Source organism: Corynebacterium ihumii, from assembly GCF_028609825.1.
GTDB classification, from domain to species: domain Bacteria; phylum Actinomycetota; class Actinomycetes; order Mycobacteriales; family Mycobacteriaceae; genus Corynebacterium; species Corynebacterium afermentans.
In genome coordinates this window covers 216,670-233,368 of sequence record NZ_CP063190.1, presented here as the reverse complement: position 1 = coordinate 233,368, position 16,699 = coordinate 216,670, and the positions used below count along the sequence as shown (strand labels likewise).

The window sequence follows — 16,699 nt, the reverse complement described above, 5'->3', positions numbered from 1 at the left end:
TCGCTAACGGTACTAAAGTTACATTACTACTAACGACGTGTTACTATAGGGGTGTAAGCAAGAGGGCAACACGCAAGGAGACCACAATGAACCCCATCGCCCACCGCATCGAAGCCATCATCACCGCTCAAGCAAGCAACTTCGCCTTCACCATCGAAGACAACACGGGCGCCAATCCCTATGAAAGCGCAGGCCTTGAAAAGATCTGGCGCAGCGCCTTCCATCAGGCTACCGGCGCAGCCGAGACCCACCGCATGCTCATCGGCAACAGCCTCGCAGATGGCATCGCCCTAGGCGCGTGGGAAGAGATCCTGTCCGGCATTTACGAAAAGCCCACCACCCGCGCCGAGCTTCGCACTGGAGAATGGATCGAAGAGCAGGAACAGGCCTTCCTCAAGGTGCTCAATGACGGCACCCTGCGCGAGCTCATCGACAGCAAGGTCAAGGAGGCAGTCGCCAAATACGAGAAGCTGCGCGCCGCTGAGGAGCGCGCTATCGCCGAAGACCAGCACTAGCCACAACCCGGGGCAGGCGCAGACCAGCCCCCTCTAGGAGACGCTATGAGAGACACACAAATACCAGACCTTGAGGTCGAACACGTCGAGCCAGCCATCCGCGCCGCCCTCGACGGGGCTACCTCCACCACCATCGAATGCGAGCTGCCACCGCTGAAACTCACGCTCGAATGGTGCACACGCGGAGATGGAACGCCAATGTGGGACGCGCCTATTTCAGGGCACCCGGGCAAGGCGGTCGCTATCCGCCCCGACGGAGAGACCCTTACCGTCCCACTGGACGACGGCCACGGGTGGGACGAGCTGGCAGAGCGCCTGGTGGACTTCTCTAGTGCCTGGGAGTACGAGGCTAAGCACGCACTCCAAGACGTGCGTTCTCAGAATATGCAGCTGCAGGAGGCAGAGAGGAGAGCTCGCATCCAGCGCGGCAAGCTTGACGATGCTATCCGTGCCGCGCACAAGCAGGGCGTGACAATGTACAAGCTCGCCAAGGCGACTGGCTTTTCCCAGCCGACTATCAAGCGAATCGTGAAGTAGGCATGAGAAAAGACCCCCACCCTGGCCGTAGCCAAGATGGGGGTCAAGTGTTGTTGGGGGTCAGGTCGGCGGGTTGCGTGCCCTCGGTGGGGTGTCCACGAGCTGCTGCCACGCCTCCACATCAGGTGCCGGTGGTGGGGCTATAGTGTCCGGCGACGCGAGGTGTTCGAGCACTTCACCTATCCATGTGAGGGCACGCCGGAGCGCGTCCCGGAGGTCGCCCGCGTGGGATTGTATCTCGTTCAACTGGTTGCGGGTATCCTGCAACTCCTGGCGCGTTTCCCGCAGCGCAGCTTCAGTCGTGTCCTGGCGGTTTTCCAGCCGGTCGATACGGGTTGCCTGCCCATTAATCAACGCCTCCGTCGCGGACTGCTTCGTCTCGTCACGCTTACCAAGAAACCCGACTATCGCCCCGGCAACACCCGCAATACCTGCGATTATGCCGACGATGATTTCAGTCGCCACCGGGCACCACCCGCTTCCCCCGCGCCTTTGTCTGGGCGACAGTCCACGTGCAGAACAAAGCGCTGACTAGGAGCATGAGGTAGTTTTTGCCGGTCACCCACCCGCGGGGTTGGTCAACGAAAAACGCGATGGTCCATATCGACAGCTCGGCAGCGATGATGCCCATGCCGATAATGCGCGACCAGCGGGCCACATCGCGGGCGCGTTCCGGCGCGCCGGACGGCACGAGCGACCCGAAAAGCAGTGCTGTCGCGGCGACAGCCCACAGTAGCCACATCGGGGCGGAGAGCGCACCGTCCACCGCTTCGAGCTGCGGCGGAACAACACCGATGTAAGCGGCGGCGGTGGCAGCTGCGAATGCGGCCCAGGCGACGGCGAGGAAACGCGGCAGGTAACACTGCACCCACACGCTAATGCGCCCCCAAGACCAGCTACTCCGCATTGTGAATCGCCACCCTCTCGCGAATGTCCTGGTAGGTCTCACCTACCCGCTGGGGCTGGGACACCGCGTATGCGGGTGTGGTGGCCGCGGCGTTGTCGGCGATTTCCTCCGCGGGCGACTTGTCCGAGGCGCGGCCGGTGTTCATCGCGGCCATACCACCGCCGACCACGGCGGCGAGTGAGCCAACCTGGGACAGCCACATGTCCACGTCGCCGGGGGTTACCCAGCCGAGGACGACAGCGACCAGGCCGACGACGGTAACGACGAGGTAGATGGCCTTGCGGATGAACCAGGAGGTGCCGATCACGGCACGCGGGGTTTGCTTGTTGGTCATGGTTATTTTCCTCCGTTCGTGGCGTCGGCGATGATCTGCTCCGGGTCGAGGCCGACCTTGCGGCAGATTGCTTCCATGAGCACGTTTTGACGCCATGTCGCGGCGTCGATGAGCGCGATCATGGTGCGCGGCTCGAAGCGCTTGGTGTCGTCGATCAGTGAGGTGATCGGCTCGGTGAGCACGGCCTGGTTGGCCTGGGCCGCGTTCTTGGCGTCGTTGAGTGCTTCGGGCCCGTCCGGCCACGATTGGGTGATTGCGGTGGAGCTCACTGGTTCCTCCTTCGGGGCATGGTTGGGGTGGAAGATGTGGGCAAGTTCGGCGCGGGTTCCGCGGAACGCGTTGACGTCGATGGGGTACTTGTCCCCCACCACGCCCTCGGAGCCGAACTGGAGAATGTCGGGCTTACGGTCGCCCAGGGGGTATGTCCAGCCGCGGTGCTGATCGCCGCCGTCGGCGAGGTAGGTGTCGCGGGGGTCGCCCTTGCTATTGCTCCCGTAGTTCGACACCCACAGGTGCCCCAGGCCGTCCATGGATGGTTCGCCGCCGGGCATGTTTTCCCAGTACCACGCGCCTGAGTAGATGCCGGCGACGTGGTAGCCGCGGGCTTCGAGCTCGCGCTTCGCCGCCCACACATCGTCCTTGGTGAGCAGCTTTACATCTCCGGGGCCGACGGATTCGACGTCGATCCACACGCCGAGGTCTTTACGCCCGCCGAGCTGCTTGTCGATCACGTCGACCTGCTGGGCGATGGTGGTGCCCTCCGAGGGGGCGCGCAGATACCAGTAGGTGGACACCAGCAGGCCTTGCGCTTCCGCGTCCGCCAGGTGCGATGTGAAAAGCGGATCGGCGTAGGTGCCGTCGCACAGGCGGATGATCACGAACTCCATGCCATCCGCCTTCACACGGGACATGGGGTAGTCCTTTTGCCAGCTGGAAATGTCGATGCCGAAGATGGTGCCCGGTACCTCCGGTGGTGCCCACGGCTTCGCTGGTGCGCTGTTCTCGTCGGGGTAGTCCGCCCCGGCGAGCCATGTTTCGGGGTCCACTCGTTTCGAGCGGTAGCCGAGCTCGTAGATGGTTAGGTGCAGGTGTGGGCCGGTGGATTGGCCGTTGGAGCCGACGTAGCCGATCAGCTGCCCCTTGTGTACCTTGTCGCCGACTTTCAGGCCGGTGGCGTAGGCGTTCCACATGTGTCCGTACTCGGAGCAGCCACCGCCGACCTCCGCCGGGTGGTCAATTACGATCATGTGGCCGTAGCCGCTGGCGGGCCCGACGTGCTGCACGGTGCCGTCGGCCACGGCGTAGAACGGTGTGCCGTCCGGCGCGCCGAAGTCCGTGCCGGAGTGTGTCTCGCGCCTGCCAGTGACGGGGTTGATGCGTCCGGCGAACCGGCTGGTGATTCTGATCTTGTTCTTGGGTAGTGGCCAGCAGCGATTGGCCATCGTGTGCCTCCTTTTGGGCATGAGAAAAGCCCCACACAATGCGCGTGGGGCTTCGGAGTGGTTGGGGGTTAGTCGAGTTTCTGCCAGTACGTCTCGTTGCCGGGCGCCTTGTCTTGGGTGGTGGTGTGGAGGCGCCGGCTGACGTAGAGCGCGCCGTCGTGGAGTCGGGTGGTGCCCTTGGTGACGAGTTCGCCTGCCTTCCACTCCTCCACCTGCGGGGCGGGGGTGATGTTTTCCGGCTCTTCTGGCTCGGTGATTAGCCCTGGCGCGTCCGCGCCTACCTCGTCGGCGTTGCCGTCCGCGATAGGCTCAGGGCGTAGGAAGTCGGCGGTCACATCCTCCCAGCCGGAGAACGGCGTGTCCGGTTCCTTGTCGGTGAGTCTGCGCGCCCGGTAGGCCTTCTCCTGGTGTTTCACCAGCGACATGGGCGGGTAGGAGCTGGCCTTGCTGGTGGGTTGCACCCAGTCGGGCAGCTTGGCGAACAAATCTTCGAGCGTACCCACTTCGTCCAATTGGGTAGCGTACTTGGGGGCCAGCTCCGGGTGCTGCTCCTGCAGCTCCGCCACCAGCTCCGCCTGCGCTTCGGCCTTATCCTGCTCGCGTTGGCGCCGCTTCGGTTCCTCGTCGGAGCAGTAGAGGCGGTGGTCGCGCAGTTCGCGGTCGGTGAGACGCATGACGATTTCGCGTGCTGCTTCTGGGTATTGGTCGGGGGTGAGCGCGTCGAGCGCTGCGGTGAATTGTTCCACTGTGTTGTCCTTTCAATGGGTTGCCCCGCGACCATGCGGGGTTAGGTTGTCAGCGGCCAGGTGATGATGGTTACGCCCACGTCCACGCCCTCCTTGTCGGCTGCGATATTGAGATACCGCGATTCGCCCTTGGCGACTGCGACGTTGGAGAGCGAGACGGGCACCCCTGCTTCTGCAGCGCGGGTGACGTAGCGATCCCTGTAGCTGGGCTCTTTCGCCAGGTACACCGTCCCGCCGCCTTCCTGGATGGTGGCGGTGATCATCGAAACGCCCTCGGGAAGCTGCGTGTAGATGGAGCCTCCCGTTAGGAAAACACCCGCGCTGGACGATGTTGCCGCGTATGAGCGAAGCTCCGGCAGCGCACCAAGGTCCACGTCAATGTTTGGGGTGGTCATGCGGCCACCCCCTGCGCTACTCGAACTGCAGCGGCGTGATGGTCACACCGACGGTGCCGGTTGCTGCCTGGTCTGCCGTGAGTCCGTAGCACCACATCCTGATCCACATGCCGGAAGATTGGGAGTTGGCGTTTGCGAATGTGTCGGTGAATATGCGCTCCGTCTCCGCAGCGACAGTATGCAGCTTGAGCGCGGTAGAGTTGCCCCCAGACTTCACCAAATCGATGCGAATCCGCGCATCCTTCATGCCCGTAGCAACGATCTGCACCAGACTCGCACCCATCGGCAGATACACGTAGTTCAGACCTCCGTCGATTCTGAGGTACTGCCCACTGCCCTCCCTTCCGGTGAACAGGGTTGTGGTGGGCATGATCAGTTCGATGTTCGGGGTGGTCATTTAGCGCACCCCCCCCCGCAGCTACGCGAGTGGGTAGGTGATGATGGTTACGCCCACATCGCACGGGTTGTCGCAGCGAATCTGCAGGTAGCGTTTTTCGCCTTTCGGCACCGCCACATTCGAAATCACGACCGTCTCCCCCGCCTCGGGTTCCTTGGTGACATAGCGGTACGCCGCGCCCATGTCCGTCGTGAGGTACACGTACAGCTTGGACTGTTTTGAGGAGACCGAAATGGTGGACACACCCACCGGCAGCTTCTCGTACGAGCTGCCCGAGTCGGTCAGGTTCACACTGCCTGCTGTGCTGGTGGTGGCCGCGTACGACTTGATCTCCGGCAATGCGTCCAGGTCGATGTTGACGGGTGAGCTCATTTACAAAGCCCCCCCCGCATGGATACTGATTATCGACATATTGTTTCCTCCTTATTGATGGTTGGTGTGTGGCCATCTCACGACGGTCACAAAGGAATTACGCGACCTCGCGTACCTCAATAAACGCGGGCCACACAGAGATTTTCGTGCCTGGAATCCTGCGTTTCTTCGGGTAGAACCGCTCCATACCGTTGACAGTTTTCTTACCGACATCGAAAATGCTCGCCTTAATCCCCGACACACTGAAACTGCCATCCGAATGCAGCAAAAACGGGTTACCAATCGGTGTTTCGTAGGAAGACACACTGGTCACCTTCCCCGTTTCCGTATCCACAGGCAGGTAAAACACCGCGTTATTCGGCTTCCACACCTCAACCTGCATCTGCGCATTCATAAACGCCATGTGAATAGCGCCCTGCTTGAAGGTGTCGCTGCGCTTATCGAAGCCGACGTTGTAGGTGTGCAGGTCAACCGCCGAATCCGTGCCACCCTTGAACTCGACCTGGAACGTCACCTTGCCCCACCAGTTCCCGAGCGCCTGGAATGACAACCCGCGCTGACTGTTGTAGTCCCACGTTTTCAGCAGCCCACCCTCATGCGTTTTTGTGCCAGCCCCCGGGTGGTTGTACACGCGGGTGCGTTGCTCACGAGTCCAATGCACCATGCCCTGCGTGAGCAAAGCCTGCTCGCCGGTGTAGAACTGCTGCACCGTCAGTGTTTCATTCCGTGCTTCGAATGCTTCTTGGCGCGCTTCCTCCGCCTTTTGGCGGGCGGTATCCGCAATTTTGCGGTCCTCCTCGGCTTTGGCGCGCCAATCCTCCGCGGCAGCACGTTTCAGCTCGGCCTCGTTGCGGGCAGACTCCGCGGCAGCGCGTTCCTGCTCCGCCATCGACATGCTGGCGTGGCTTGCGGCCATCGCAGAAAACGACCTGCGGCGCGACGTCTCCGCCTCGTCGCGGCCACGCTCCGCATCATTGCGGTGCCGCTCCGCAGCATCACGAGCTTTCTCGGCCTTGTCGCGGTCGGTCTCCGCGGCCAGGCGCGCATCCTCCGCGTCCGCACGGGACTGCTCAGCCCGATCACGCGCAGCCTCGGCCAGGGCGCGCTCCTGCTCCGCCATCGACATGCTGGCATGCGACGCGGCCATCGCCGAGAAGCTCCTCCGGCGTGACGTTTCCGCCTCGTCACGCTTGCCCTCGGCTTCGGCGCGGGCAGACTCCGCGTCAGCACGGGCCTGCTCCGCATCGTCGCGAGCGCCCTCAGCACGGTCACGGGCTTTCTCCGCTTTGTCGCGCTCGCCTTCGGCCTTGCTACGTGCAGTCTCCGCATCGTCGCGAGCGCCCTCCGCCCGGTCACGCGCCCCTTCTGCTTTCGACCGTGCCGTTTCTGCATCCTTGCGGGCTATCTCTGCGTCCTTGCGGGCCTGCTCCGCATCATCACGAAGCCCCTCGGCTTCGCTACGCGCAATCTCAGCTTCGCGCGCAGCACCCTCCGAGAAGCCCTGCGCTTCAACGGCTTTCGCCGAGGCGTCCTGCGACCGCTTCGACGCCGACGAGGACGCGTCCGACGCCGTGACGGACCGATCCGAATGGTCTTTCGCTTTCTGGCTATGGTCCTGCGAATCCAACGAATACTGATGCGACAGCTCGGAAAACTCGTGCGACTGCTCGCTGTACTGCAGCGACACGACGCTGTACGCCGACGAGGAGGCGGACGCGGCTCTGGACTGTGCCGTGGACAAGCGTGCTTGCTCCGACGCCGCCTCCGCCCTCCGGGAGGATTCCTGCGACGCCTGCGAGTGACGCGACGACTCCTCCGATGCTGCCTCTGCCCGCTCCGCGTCTACCTGTGCCGCGTCCGCATGGTCCTTGGACTTCGCGGAGTGCTCCTGCGACGTCACGGAATGCTCATGCGCGGTATCCGAGTGGCGGCGGGCCTCCTCGCTATGCTCAACGGAAATCGCGCTGAACGCCGAGGACGAGGCGGACGCCGCCGAGGACTGCTGCGACGCCACCTGCGACCGCCGCGAGGACTCCGACGACGCGAGACTCGCCAGACGAGCTTTCTCCGCGTCGACCTGCGCGGCGTCCGCATGGTCCTTGGACTTCGCGGAGTGCACCTGCGACTCGCTCGAGTGGCGTGCAGACTCTTCCGACGCCGCCCGGGCCTCGCCAGACGCCCGAATCGACGCATCCGACGACGCCGCAGCCGACTCGCTATGCGCCCGCGCCGAATCCACGTGCTCACGCGACTCACGCACGTAGCCCTGAATCACGCCATCCGCATCGCGGACCTCCTGCAGGGCGGTGTCCGCGGTGGACTTGGCGTCCGTGGCGTCGCGGACGGCCTTGGATACCTGCGCCTCGATGCCGGCAAGGTCGCGCTGGTCGCGGACCAGCGCGCGCCGAATCTCCGCGTTTTCTTCCTCTCGGGCCTTGGCATCACCGACGACCTGGCCGCCGACGTGTACGGTCCAGCCGACGATGACCGCATCGTCGACAATCGGCTCAATGCGGGTAACCGGCAGCTGCACGACGCGGCCGAAAATCTCCACGTTGACGATGTCGCCCACTGCGAAATCGACTAGCGGCACCCACGGCCCAAGGCCCGCCTGGGTGATGGAGGACTCCAAGAAAAAATCCCCCGCGGTGCGATCGCGCGCTTCGCGGAGGACGGCATCCACATTGGACTCCGATACCCGGAGCCGGTCGCGGTCATCCTTGGCGGTGACGGAGACGTCGCAACGCACAAAGCGTCTCGCCCACCCGCCGACACGACGCCCTTTGACCAGTGACGCCACGTAGCCGAGCTCGTTGCCCGGCGCGGCGAAGGTGTGGATGTCTTCGAGGTCGATGTCGTCGGGGACATCGAGGTTGTAGGTGCCGAAGGCTGAGGAGGCGAGCGACCGCATGATGGTCACGTGCGCGGAGTCGGCGATGAGGTACGGGGTGGCCACGGCGGTGGTCATTTACTTCACCTCCTTGGCGGTGAGGACGATCATGGCGTGGGGGTAGGTGTGTTTGCCGATGGGGCGCTGCGATTCGCCTTCCGACGGGCTGATGTCGACTTCTGCGGGGGCCATGGTGGATTTGACCGGTTTCCAGGTGCGGATGGCGGGGTCCCCGGGCCACCAGGCGTGGGCGCCGAGGACGATGCCAGCGTTTCTGGCTTGGGCGCTGACGGTGTCCCAGATGGTGTCGTCGCGGGCTTCGAGGGAGATCTCGGGTGAGGTGTCGGTCTCGGGGACTTCTACGACGTGGAAGGGGTCGTCTACCCAGAGGGTGCCGTCGGGGTCGGCTTGGGTGGCCATGGTGACGTCCAAGGACTCTTGCGCCAGGCGGCGGATGACGAACCCGGCGCGTCCGTGCTTCCAGACGAAGGTGCTGCGGGTGGCGAGTTCGACGCGGGCGATGTCCCAGGGTTCGGTGTAGCGGATGCCGGCTTCGTCTTCGCGGCGGGCGTATGGACGGGCGGTCCACCATGCTGCTGGCCATGATGCGGCGATGGTGGTTTTCCAGGCGTCCATGATGGAGGTGGCGTTGATGGTGAGTTCGGTGGGGGTGCCGTCGTTGTCCTGGTCGATGCCGTCGGCGTGGGTGATCATGCCGCCGCGTCGCTGGACGTGGCCACCGGGGCCGGGGAATGCGGCTAGGAGGGTGAGGTCTTCGACTGCGGTGGCGAGGCGGCCGTCGCGGCTGAATGTGCCGATGGCGTTCATGATCAGCTTTTCGACGGCGGGGTGGGTGAGGTAGTCGCTTGTGAGCGCCGGCATGGTGAAGGCGAGGTCTTCTGCTTCGGCCCATTGGTCTGGTGCGGTGATGCCGGTGGGGTCGGGCAGCGTCATGATTGGGGTGCCGTCGCCGTCGCCGAGTCCGAACCAGCGGCCGCGGGTGGCCACGACGTAGTCGACGTGCTTTCGCCAGGATGGCCAGTCGGTCACGCAGATCACCTCCGATATTGAGTTCACGTTGTAAAAGGGGGCGGAGCTGGGCGGGCTCCGCGAGGGTTTTATGCCCAGGGGTCGGCGTAGAGCGTCGAGTAGCTGACGGTCACGCCGGTTGGTACGCGGTAGGTTGCGCTGCCGCCGGGTGGCACTCCCTCGGGGAATGCTCCGGGTAGTCGGAGGTCTCGAGGGTCGAGGCTGACGGCCACCGGTTTGCCGGTTGATGGCCACGCGAACTTCGCCCCGGAGGGGACGGTCACGGTGCCGCCAGTGCCGATGCCGGCTAGGCGTGGGTAGATGATCTCGTCGCCGAGGTTTTCCACCCGCACGCTGCCTGTGCCGGTTTTCGGCGCGGTGCGGAAGAGTCCGTCTCGATTGAACAGCGTGCCCGCGACCGTGGTGTCGGTGCGTGTGCGCATATCCACCGGGGTGCCCGGCAGCGGCCGCGCCAGCCACACATCGAGGTACAGCGGTGCGGCCGGGTGATCGGTGACCAACTCAAGGACGGCCGCTTTGGGGCGCTGGACGCGGTCAGGCGCCCACACCTTGATCCCCTGGCGGAAGTCCTTGTAGACCTGCTCCATCTCCTCGCCGGTGTCGGCGTGAAGATAGAACTGGATGTCCTGCTCGATCACGCCCCACCGGGTGCGGCCGGCAAGTGCGCCAGCGCGTGAGGGCACCACCTGATCGGAGCGGGTGGCCTGTCCGACCAGAGTCTCCCAGGCGGCCTCTGGGGCGAGAACTGCCGACTCGGATTCAGTTCCGGTCAGCAGATACTTCTGCCCCTTGACCGTGGTGAGGGTGACTTCGAGCATTAGAGTCGCTCCCTTCTGCGGTTGACCACCTCGGAGGACGAGCGGATGTTGTAGCGGATGTTCGAGCCTGCTGTGAGCTGGTCAAGCAGCTGGTCGATCTGATCTGCCGTGTACATCTGCTCGCCGTCGAGGTAGATGGTTTCTTCCTTCGCGATGCGCTCGCGGAGGTTGCCAGTGGCGTATTGCTGATCGAACTGCCAGCGCACGCCGAGTGATTCGGCGGCCTGGCGGTTAGCCCGGGCCTCGTTGAGGTACTCGCCGCGCAGCTCCTCATTGCCGTCAGCCCACGCCTCCGCGGAGGAGTCCAGGCCCTTGACGGTGTAGTCCAGGGCCTTGATGGTCTCCTCTAGCGGCGTGGTGGCCTCAAAGAGGTCGATCTCCGCGAGGAAGTCCTCGACCTGGCGGTTGTTCTCGATGAGCTTGTCCTGCGCGTCCCAGATGGGCTTGAGCGAGTCGTGCCGCATCATGGCGGACTCCGCCTCGACCAGCTGCGGCATGAACGATCGCGCCACATTGAGCGCGTCGCCGCCGTGGCGCTGGACGTACGCCATCTGCTTAAGCATCCGGTCGTAATCCACACCTTCGAGCGAGAGCCCGGACTCGGCAAGCACCGCGTCGATGGACTCCTGGATAGCGGCACGCTGGGCGAGCTGGCCGCGATACTCGTTGGCGTGCTTGCCCTGAGCACCTAGACCTACTCCCCAACGGCCCTTCCAGTTGTCCTCGATACCCATCTGCACTTCCGCCATCTGGGCGAACAGCTTGGACAGCTGGGCGCCGGCGGTGGCCTCCACCAGATCCACGCCCGCGACCTTGGCCGACATCTTGATCAGACGCTCCTGCGCCGTGAGCAAATCGGCTTGATTGCGCGCGTTCTGGCGGGTGGCCGCGGCAAGCGCGGACTCAGCCTTGATCTGGTTGACCCGGGCTTCCAGCTCAGCCTTCGCAGCCTGAGCACGCGCGGACTCGTAGCGGTACAGCTCAGAGATGGCCTGATCCGACCACTCCTTCATCACGCCCTGGGCGACGAGCGCCTCGTAAGCGAGATAGGAGTCCCAGTCCTCGTGCAGCCCCATCATCTTCAGCTGAGCAATCTTCGCGCCACGCTCGATCTCCTTATCCAGGCCCAGGCGAGCCTTGGCCACCTCGACTTCCGAGGCGGCCTGCTGGGTCAGACGATCATGCGTAGCAATGCGCAGGGCGTACTCCGCCTCGCGCTGCTCGTTTACGCCACGGACAAGCTGCTGCTGCAGCGTGGCCACCTGGACTTGCCACCCGTGGACCAGCTCGGCCCACTTGGCTACCTCGCCCATGCCGGCGGCAAGCGCCTTCTTCGCGTCGACGTAGGACTGGCGGATCCGGTCGATCTGCTCCTTAATCCACTTGCCCACCTTGACGGCGAGTTCCGCGATTTCCAGCACCATGGCCACCTGCGCCTGCCCGGCGGCGCTGGCTGCCATCTTGACCACTCCGAGTGCCTTTGTCCGCTCGTTCTCCGCAGCCGTGACGGCCTCGGACGCCTTGAGCAGCTCGTCGGCGTTCTTAGCGCCAGACTTTTTGAGCTCCTCGGCGGCATCCTCGCGGACCCGAGACAAGTTCCGCTCGGCGTCGGCAATCTTCTTCGCCTTCGCCGCACCGTCCTTGTCGGATTTCGAGCGCGGCGCTTCCTTGGCCTCGCGCAGCTTGCGCTCCGCGTCCTCGATCTTGCGCTGCGTCTTGACGGATGCCTCCGGGTCGCCACCGGACTCGGCCAGCATCTCCGCGTACTGCTTGCGGGCGGACGCGAGGTTTTCCTCAGCCTGCTGCACCGCGTTCGCGGCATCGACCTGCTGCACCGCGGCATCTTCCATCCCCTCGAAGCCCTTGACGACGCCGCCAAGAGTCGAGTTGATCTGCGTGATGCCGGCGAGCTGGCCGACCTGATCGGCCAGGCCGAGCGCCTCCGAGCCACGAAGTGACGACAGGTAGGCGCGCATGTTGGAGCCGTCCTGCATGTCGCGGATCTGATCACCAATGAAGGCAAGCTTCGTGACGATCTTCTCCGCGGCCTCGTCACCTACGGCCCGGGCGAGCTCGCCGTAGCCGAAATCACCGCCGCGGAATGCGACGGCCATTTCCTCTCCTACCGCCTGGTAATCCAGAGACGCCATCTTCTCGACGGCCGCGGCAGTCGCCGGCGAATGACGGGCGATCACATCGAGCGCCTGCGCTACACCCGGCATGTGACGCATGCCCTCGAGCAGGGTGGCCGACTCCTTCTTCGGGAACACAACCTCGGGGTCATCGAGGTTGACCATGACACCACCCTTCGGGACGATTCCGCCCTTGTCGTACACGCGAGCACGCTTGAGGAACTCGCGCAGCGACTCGTCGCGGTGGCGCTCCGCCTCCCACTTGGTGGCCAGCTGAGCCGCCGTGCCGTAATCCACATTCGGCACGTTGACCGTCTTCGCCAGCGCCGCGGACTCACCCGGCGCGCCCGTGTTGATGTTGAGGGGCAGGTTGGCGTCGCCCATTTGCATGGCTGCGGTGGCGGCACCGCCGCCGGCGCCGACCTCGTTGGGGTATAGCTCCTTTCCTGTTGCTCGTGGCGAGGCGGCGAAGTAGGCGTGGACGTGGTCCATGTGGTTTGCGGTCGGGGATCCGCGGTCAGCCATCGGCTGCGGGGCTCCCTTCTTGTACCACATGGCTTGCTGCCAGATTGCGTACTCCATCTTGAGCCTGTCGTTGTGGTCGAACAGCCAGTTCAAGATTCGGTCGCCGAGTGCCTTGTTGGTGTCGGTCATGACGTCGAGCGCACGGCCGGACGGGTGGTCCGGGTAGGGGTCTTGCGCTCGGTAGCCGCCGATTGCTCGGACTTCGGGGAACTGTAGGGCGATTGCTCGCCCGGCGCGCACTGCGTTGACGGTGAGCATGTTCTCCGACCACTTCATTGGCGGCAGGTTGGCCGGCCCCTGGGGGGTTTGGCCACCGCTGCCGCCGCCGGTGGAGTCGAGCGACTTGGTTGGCGGGTTCTTGATGGCCCAGTGCACGTGGTGGTGGTGCGGGCCGGCTTGGCCGAGCGTGTAGAACTGTCCGAATGCGCCGACGTTCTTGCCGTTTTTGATGTTGCCGGTCCAGCCCGGCGCGTCGTAGATCAGCTCCAAGGACTCTGGGTAGACCCGTGCGATGTCGCGCGCGAGCGCGAGCTGTTGCGGGGTGTTGCCGGTGCCGTTGGAGAAGTCCACCGCCAGGCCGGCGCCGTGGTTGTTCGCTTCACCCGGGCGCAGATCGGTGATCAGGCCCCAGTTTGGGTACTTGGCGAACACGACCCGCTTCATCGCGTCGATGACGCCGCCGGAGGCGTATCCCGGAAGGTCACCGGTCGGCTGGGCGTGGCCACCGGTGCGGCCGTCCTTGAGCACTTGCCATGCGATCTCAGCGCCGGAGTTGATGGCGCGCAAAAGTGGCAGGTTCTTCGCCGTATCGTCGCGGTTGACGATGAATTCCTCGGGCTCGATGCGCGCGATGGGGATCCCAGCCCGGTTGAACCCCAGGATGGGGTCACGCACCGAGCGCGGAATGCCAGGGATGCGCGGCAGAAGCCCACTCCCCGGCTCGGACGGCAGGTAACCACCGTGAGCGTAGTCGGGCAGCTGTCCACCGCCAGAAAAGCCGATCATGCCGCCGATAGACGAGGGCATGATCGAGGTGATGGCGTCGCCGATTCTGCCGGTCATCGACAAAATGCCGTTGACAAGCCCCTGGACGATGTTCTTTCCGGCGTTGACAAGCCATTCCCCTGCGTTAGAGAAGATGTCGCCAATTTGCCTCGGGATCCTGCGCAGGGTGCGCACCATCTCCTGCATCTTGGTCACGACTCCGGCCACAGCGCGCGCGGCGGTCTCCTTGAAGTTGTCCATGGTCTTACCCATGGCGGAGATGAGACCGAGGAAGGCATCCTTGGCCACGGTAATCGGCCCCATGACGATGGTGCGGAGGTGCTCACCCATCGACTGGAAGCGGTTGGCGATGTTCGCGAAGTTGCCCGTAAGGATGTCGGCGGTCAGGCCTGCGCCCTCACGGAGGATGCCGAATACTGGCGCGATCATGTTGTCCCACACGGAGCGCAGCACGTCACCGACGAGCTGGAAGCCGATCTTGATCTGCTCGAACACACCCTGCAGGACGGTCCACATGACCTGCGCGGCGGCCTGGATAGACACCCACACCGCCTCGATCACCGTAGAACCGATGGCTGCAATTCCGTCGGAGAGGATCTGCCACCCCTGGAGGAAGAAATCGAAGATCGGGCTGACGATGTCCCACATCTCCCGCGCCTTGTCCGCGATGCGCTGCCATGCGTCTGCCACCGCCGCGGCCAATAGGTCGGTAGAGAGCTGGAAGAGCTCCCAGGCGGGCGCAATCCAGGTGTCGTAAAACTGCCCGACACCGGTGGAGAATTCGGCCCACTTGTCCCCCATCCACTGGAAGGATGCAACAACCGCGTCCTTTACGACGAGGGCGGCTTCGCGGACGTTGAAAAGGAAATCCACGAACCCTGACGATTCGTCGTCCAGGCCGAACAGCTTGCCTTCGCCGGTGAAGTCCCCGTTAAAGAGGATGCCGAAGACCTCCGACACGGAGTCCTTGACGTCGCCAAGAAAGCCAGTGAGCTGGCCCCACTTCTCGCCAATCCAGTCGATTCCGGCACCTAGTTTTTCGGTTACCCGTTGCCATGCGTCGGCCATGAACTCGGTGAAGTCGCCCCAGAGCTTCTTCCCGATCTCGGTTTGGGTGAAGAACCACGTTAGGGCTCCGACTGCGGCGGTGATCGCAGCGATCCACGGGTTGATCTTGATGCCGCCAAGTAGCTTCGACACATTCTTGAGCCCCTTGCCGGCGCTCATAATGTCGGATAGCTCCTTGAGGTTACGTGTGACTGCGCCGAGGGTGGCCAGGCTGACAATAGCGCCAGCAAAGGTTGCGACGGCCCCGGCGGCAGCGATGAACAGGCGCGGGTGGTCGGCAACCACGCCCGCCACATCTGCGAACTTATCCATGAGATCAGCCATGATCGGAAGCAGTCGCGTGCCGATGGCTTCCTTAGCGTCATTCATCTTCGCGGTGGCCACCTGCTGCTTATGGGCTGCGGTGTCAGTCTCGCGGGCGAACTGCCCCTGCGCGTCGGCGGTCTGCTCCATGAGCAGCGCCAGCATCGTCTGCGCCTCAGCCTGCTTGAGCGCTTCGCCCTCAAGCTTGTCCAGCCCGTCGGCGGCCATACGCGCATTGACATCAGCTTTCTTGATCGAGACACCGTAGCGCTCAATCGGGTTAGCTTCGCCGCGCAGCAGCGACCCGATGGCCTCCATTGCGTCCTTCGTCGGACCACCGAACGTGGCGGCCAGGTCAGCGCCGAGCGTCACCAGCTCCTGGGTCTGCCCGGATACCTCCTCCATGGGCATACCCATGTTCTTAAGCATCGCGCCCGTCGTGGAGGACAGCTCGCGATACTCACGCCCGGAAAGACCGACGGCGGTGGACGCCTCCTTGGACTTCGAGATGATCGACTCGGCGTGCTGCCCAAAGATGGACTCGACGGCGCCGTAGGACTGCTCCGCTTCGGACGCGTAGTCCGCTGCGCCTTTACCCATAGCGCCGATGGCGCCCAAGGCCACGCCAGCGTGCACCTTGTACTTCTCCGCGACCTCCATGGCCTTGCCGCCCATGTTCTTGGCAGCGTCACCGAGCTCGCGCATCTTCTCCCCGGCGCGACCCATAACTGAGGGGGACTTCTCCACCTCGCTGTTCAGCTCGCGCTGAGCTTGCTCTGCCCGGTCGAGGGTTTGCTCAAGGTCCTTGAGCTGAGCGGCATGTGCCTGCTCTGCCTGCTCGACGCGCTCCTCAGCACCGGCCAGCTTGATATTTTCGGCGGTAAGTTTCGCTTTCGCCCGTTCTACTCGTGCCAGCTCTGCATCGGTGTTCTTACCTTTGGCTGCTGCGGTTTGGTACTTCTCTTCCGCGGCTGCGAGTTCAAGGGTGGCGGCGTTGACGCGGTTTTGCTGTGCCTCGCGCTGCTTCATCGCGGTGTCGTACTCACGGTCGAGCTGCTTCAGCTTGCGCGACGACGCGGCTGCCTGGCGATCAAGGCTGTCAGCCATGTCCTTGGCCGACTGGTCTACCGACTTAGCGGCTTTGCGTCCGGCTTCCTCGGCTGGCTTCACCAGCGATTTCGAGAGCTTGGCGTTAATGCCCTCGAATACGGGCACGACGGGGACTTGCACCCAGCCTAGAGCGTTGGCCATGGTCAAACCTCC

General features: G+C 64.0%; 14 protein-coding genes. 2 read left to right on the top strand and 12 right to left on the bottom strand.

The features are described 5' to 3' along the window. The first annotated feature begins 86 nt into the window (after positions 1 to 86). The gene (locus tag CIHUM_RS01130; RefSeq protein WP_034997037.1) at positions 87 to 515 is read left to right on the top strand and encodes a hypothetical protein; all 429 of its coding nucleotides are present in this window, start codon (positions 87 to 89) and stop codon (positions 513 to 515) included. A 45-nt stretch (positions 516 to 560) separates the two neighbouring features. Continuing rightward, positions 561 to 1,052: a hypothetical protein gene (locus tag CIHUM_RS01125; protein ID WP_034997036.1), complete on the top strand. Its 492-nt coding sequence runs from the start codon at positions 561 to 563 to the stop codon at positions 1,050 to 1,052. Between the two features lie 60 nt (positions 1,053 to 1,112). On the opposite strand, the gene CIHUM_RS01120 is transcribed toward CIHUM_RS01125, so the two are convergent. The 12 genes from CIHUM_RS01120 to CIHUM_RS01065 form a co-directional block, all read right to left on the bottom strand. Further along, entirely contained in the window at positions 1,113 to 1,517 is a 405-nt protein-coding gene (locus CIHUM_RS01120; protein ID WP_034997034.1) for a hypothetical protein, read from the bottom strand. Continuing rightward, positions 1,507 to 1,926: a hypothetical protein gene (locus CIHUM_RS01115; protein ID WP_051106238.1), complete on the bottom strand. Its 420-nt coding sequence runs from the start codon at positions 1,924 to 1,926 to the stop codon at positions 1,507 to 1,509. The genes CIHUM_RS01120 and CIHUM_RS01115 overlap by 11 nt, the downstream gene beginning before the upstream one ends. 22 nt (positions 1,927 to 1,948) lie before the next feature. After that, entirely contained in the window at positions 1,949 to 2,293 is a 345-nt protein-coding gene (locus CIHUM_RS01110; protein WP_034997032.1) for a hypothetical protein, read from the bottom strand. A gap of 2 nt (positions 2,294 to 2,295) precedes the next feature. Further along, positions 2,296 to 3,735, bottom strand: coding sequence for a peptidoglycan DD-metalloendopeptidase family protein (locus CIHUM_RS01105; protein ID WP_074431960.1), 1,440 nt, complete (start codon positions 3,733 to 3,735; stop codon positions 2,296 to 2,298). 68 nt (positions 3,736 to 3,803) lie between these two features. After that, positions 3,804 to 4,481 carry a hypothetical protein gene (locus tag CIHUM_RS01100; RefSeq protein WP_034997031.1) on the bottom strand — a complete coding sequence of 226 codons (678 nt, stop codon included), beginning with the start codon at positions 4,479 to 4,481 and terminating at the stop codon, positions 3,804 to 3,806. A 41-nt stretch (positions 4,482 to 4,522) separates the two neighbouring features. Beyond that, on the bottom strand, positions 4,523 to 4,876 hold the full coding sequence (locus tag CIHUM_RS01095) for a hypothetical protein (RefSeq protein ID WP_034997029.1): 354 nt from the start codon (positions 4,874 to 4,876) through the stop codon (positions 4,523 to 4,525). 16 nt (positions 4,877 to 4,892) lie between these two features. After that, complete coding sequence (locus CIHUM_RS01090) at positions 4,893 to 5,273, bottom strand: hypothetical protein (RefSeq protein ID WP_034997028.1); 381 nt, start codon at positions 5,271 to 5,273, stop codon at positions 4,893 to 4,895. Positions 5,274 to 5,294: 21 nt separating this feature from the next. Continuing rightward, positions 5,295 to 5,645 carry a hypothetical protein gene (locus tag CIHUM_RS01085; RefSeq protein ID WP_034997026.1) on the bottom strand — a complete coding sequence of 117 codons (351 nt, stop codon included), beginning with the start codon at positions 5,643 to 5,645 and terminating at the stop codon, positions 5,295 to 5,297. A gap of 97 nt (positions 5,646 to 5,742) precedes the next feature. After that, positions 5,743 to 8,613, bottom strand: a complete 2,871-nt coding sequence (locus CIHUM_RS01080; RefSeq protein WP_034997025.1) for a hypothetical protein — start codon at positions 8,611 to 8,613, stop codon at positions 5,743 to 5,745. Further along, on the bottom strand, positions 8,614 to 9,585 hold the full coding sequence (locus CIHUM_RS01075) for a hypothetical protein (RefSeq protein WP_034997023.1): 972 nt from the start codon (positions 9,583 to 9,585) through the stop codon (positions 8,614 to 8,616). Positions 9,586 to 9,653: 68 nt separating this feature from the next. Then, positions 9,654 to 10,403 carry a hypothetical protein gene (locus CIHUM_RS01070; protein ID WP_034997022.1) on the bottom strand — a complete coding sequence of 250 codons (750 nt, stop codon included), beginning with the start codon at positions 10,401 to 10,403 and terminating at the stop codon, positions 9,654 to 9,656. Continuing rightward, positions 10,403 to 16,687: a VldE C-terminal domain-containing protein gene (locus CIHUM_RS01065; protein ID WP_051106237.1), complete on the bottom strand. Its 6,285-nt coding sequence runs from the start codon at positions 16,685 to 16,687 to the stop codon at positions 10,403 to 10,405. The genes CIHUM_RS01070 and CIHUM_RS01065 overlap by 1 nt, the downstream gene beginning before the upstream one ends. Positions 16,688 to 16,699: the final 12 nt, after the last annotated feature.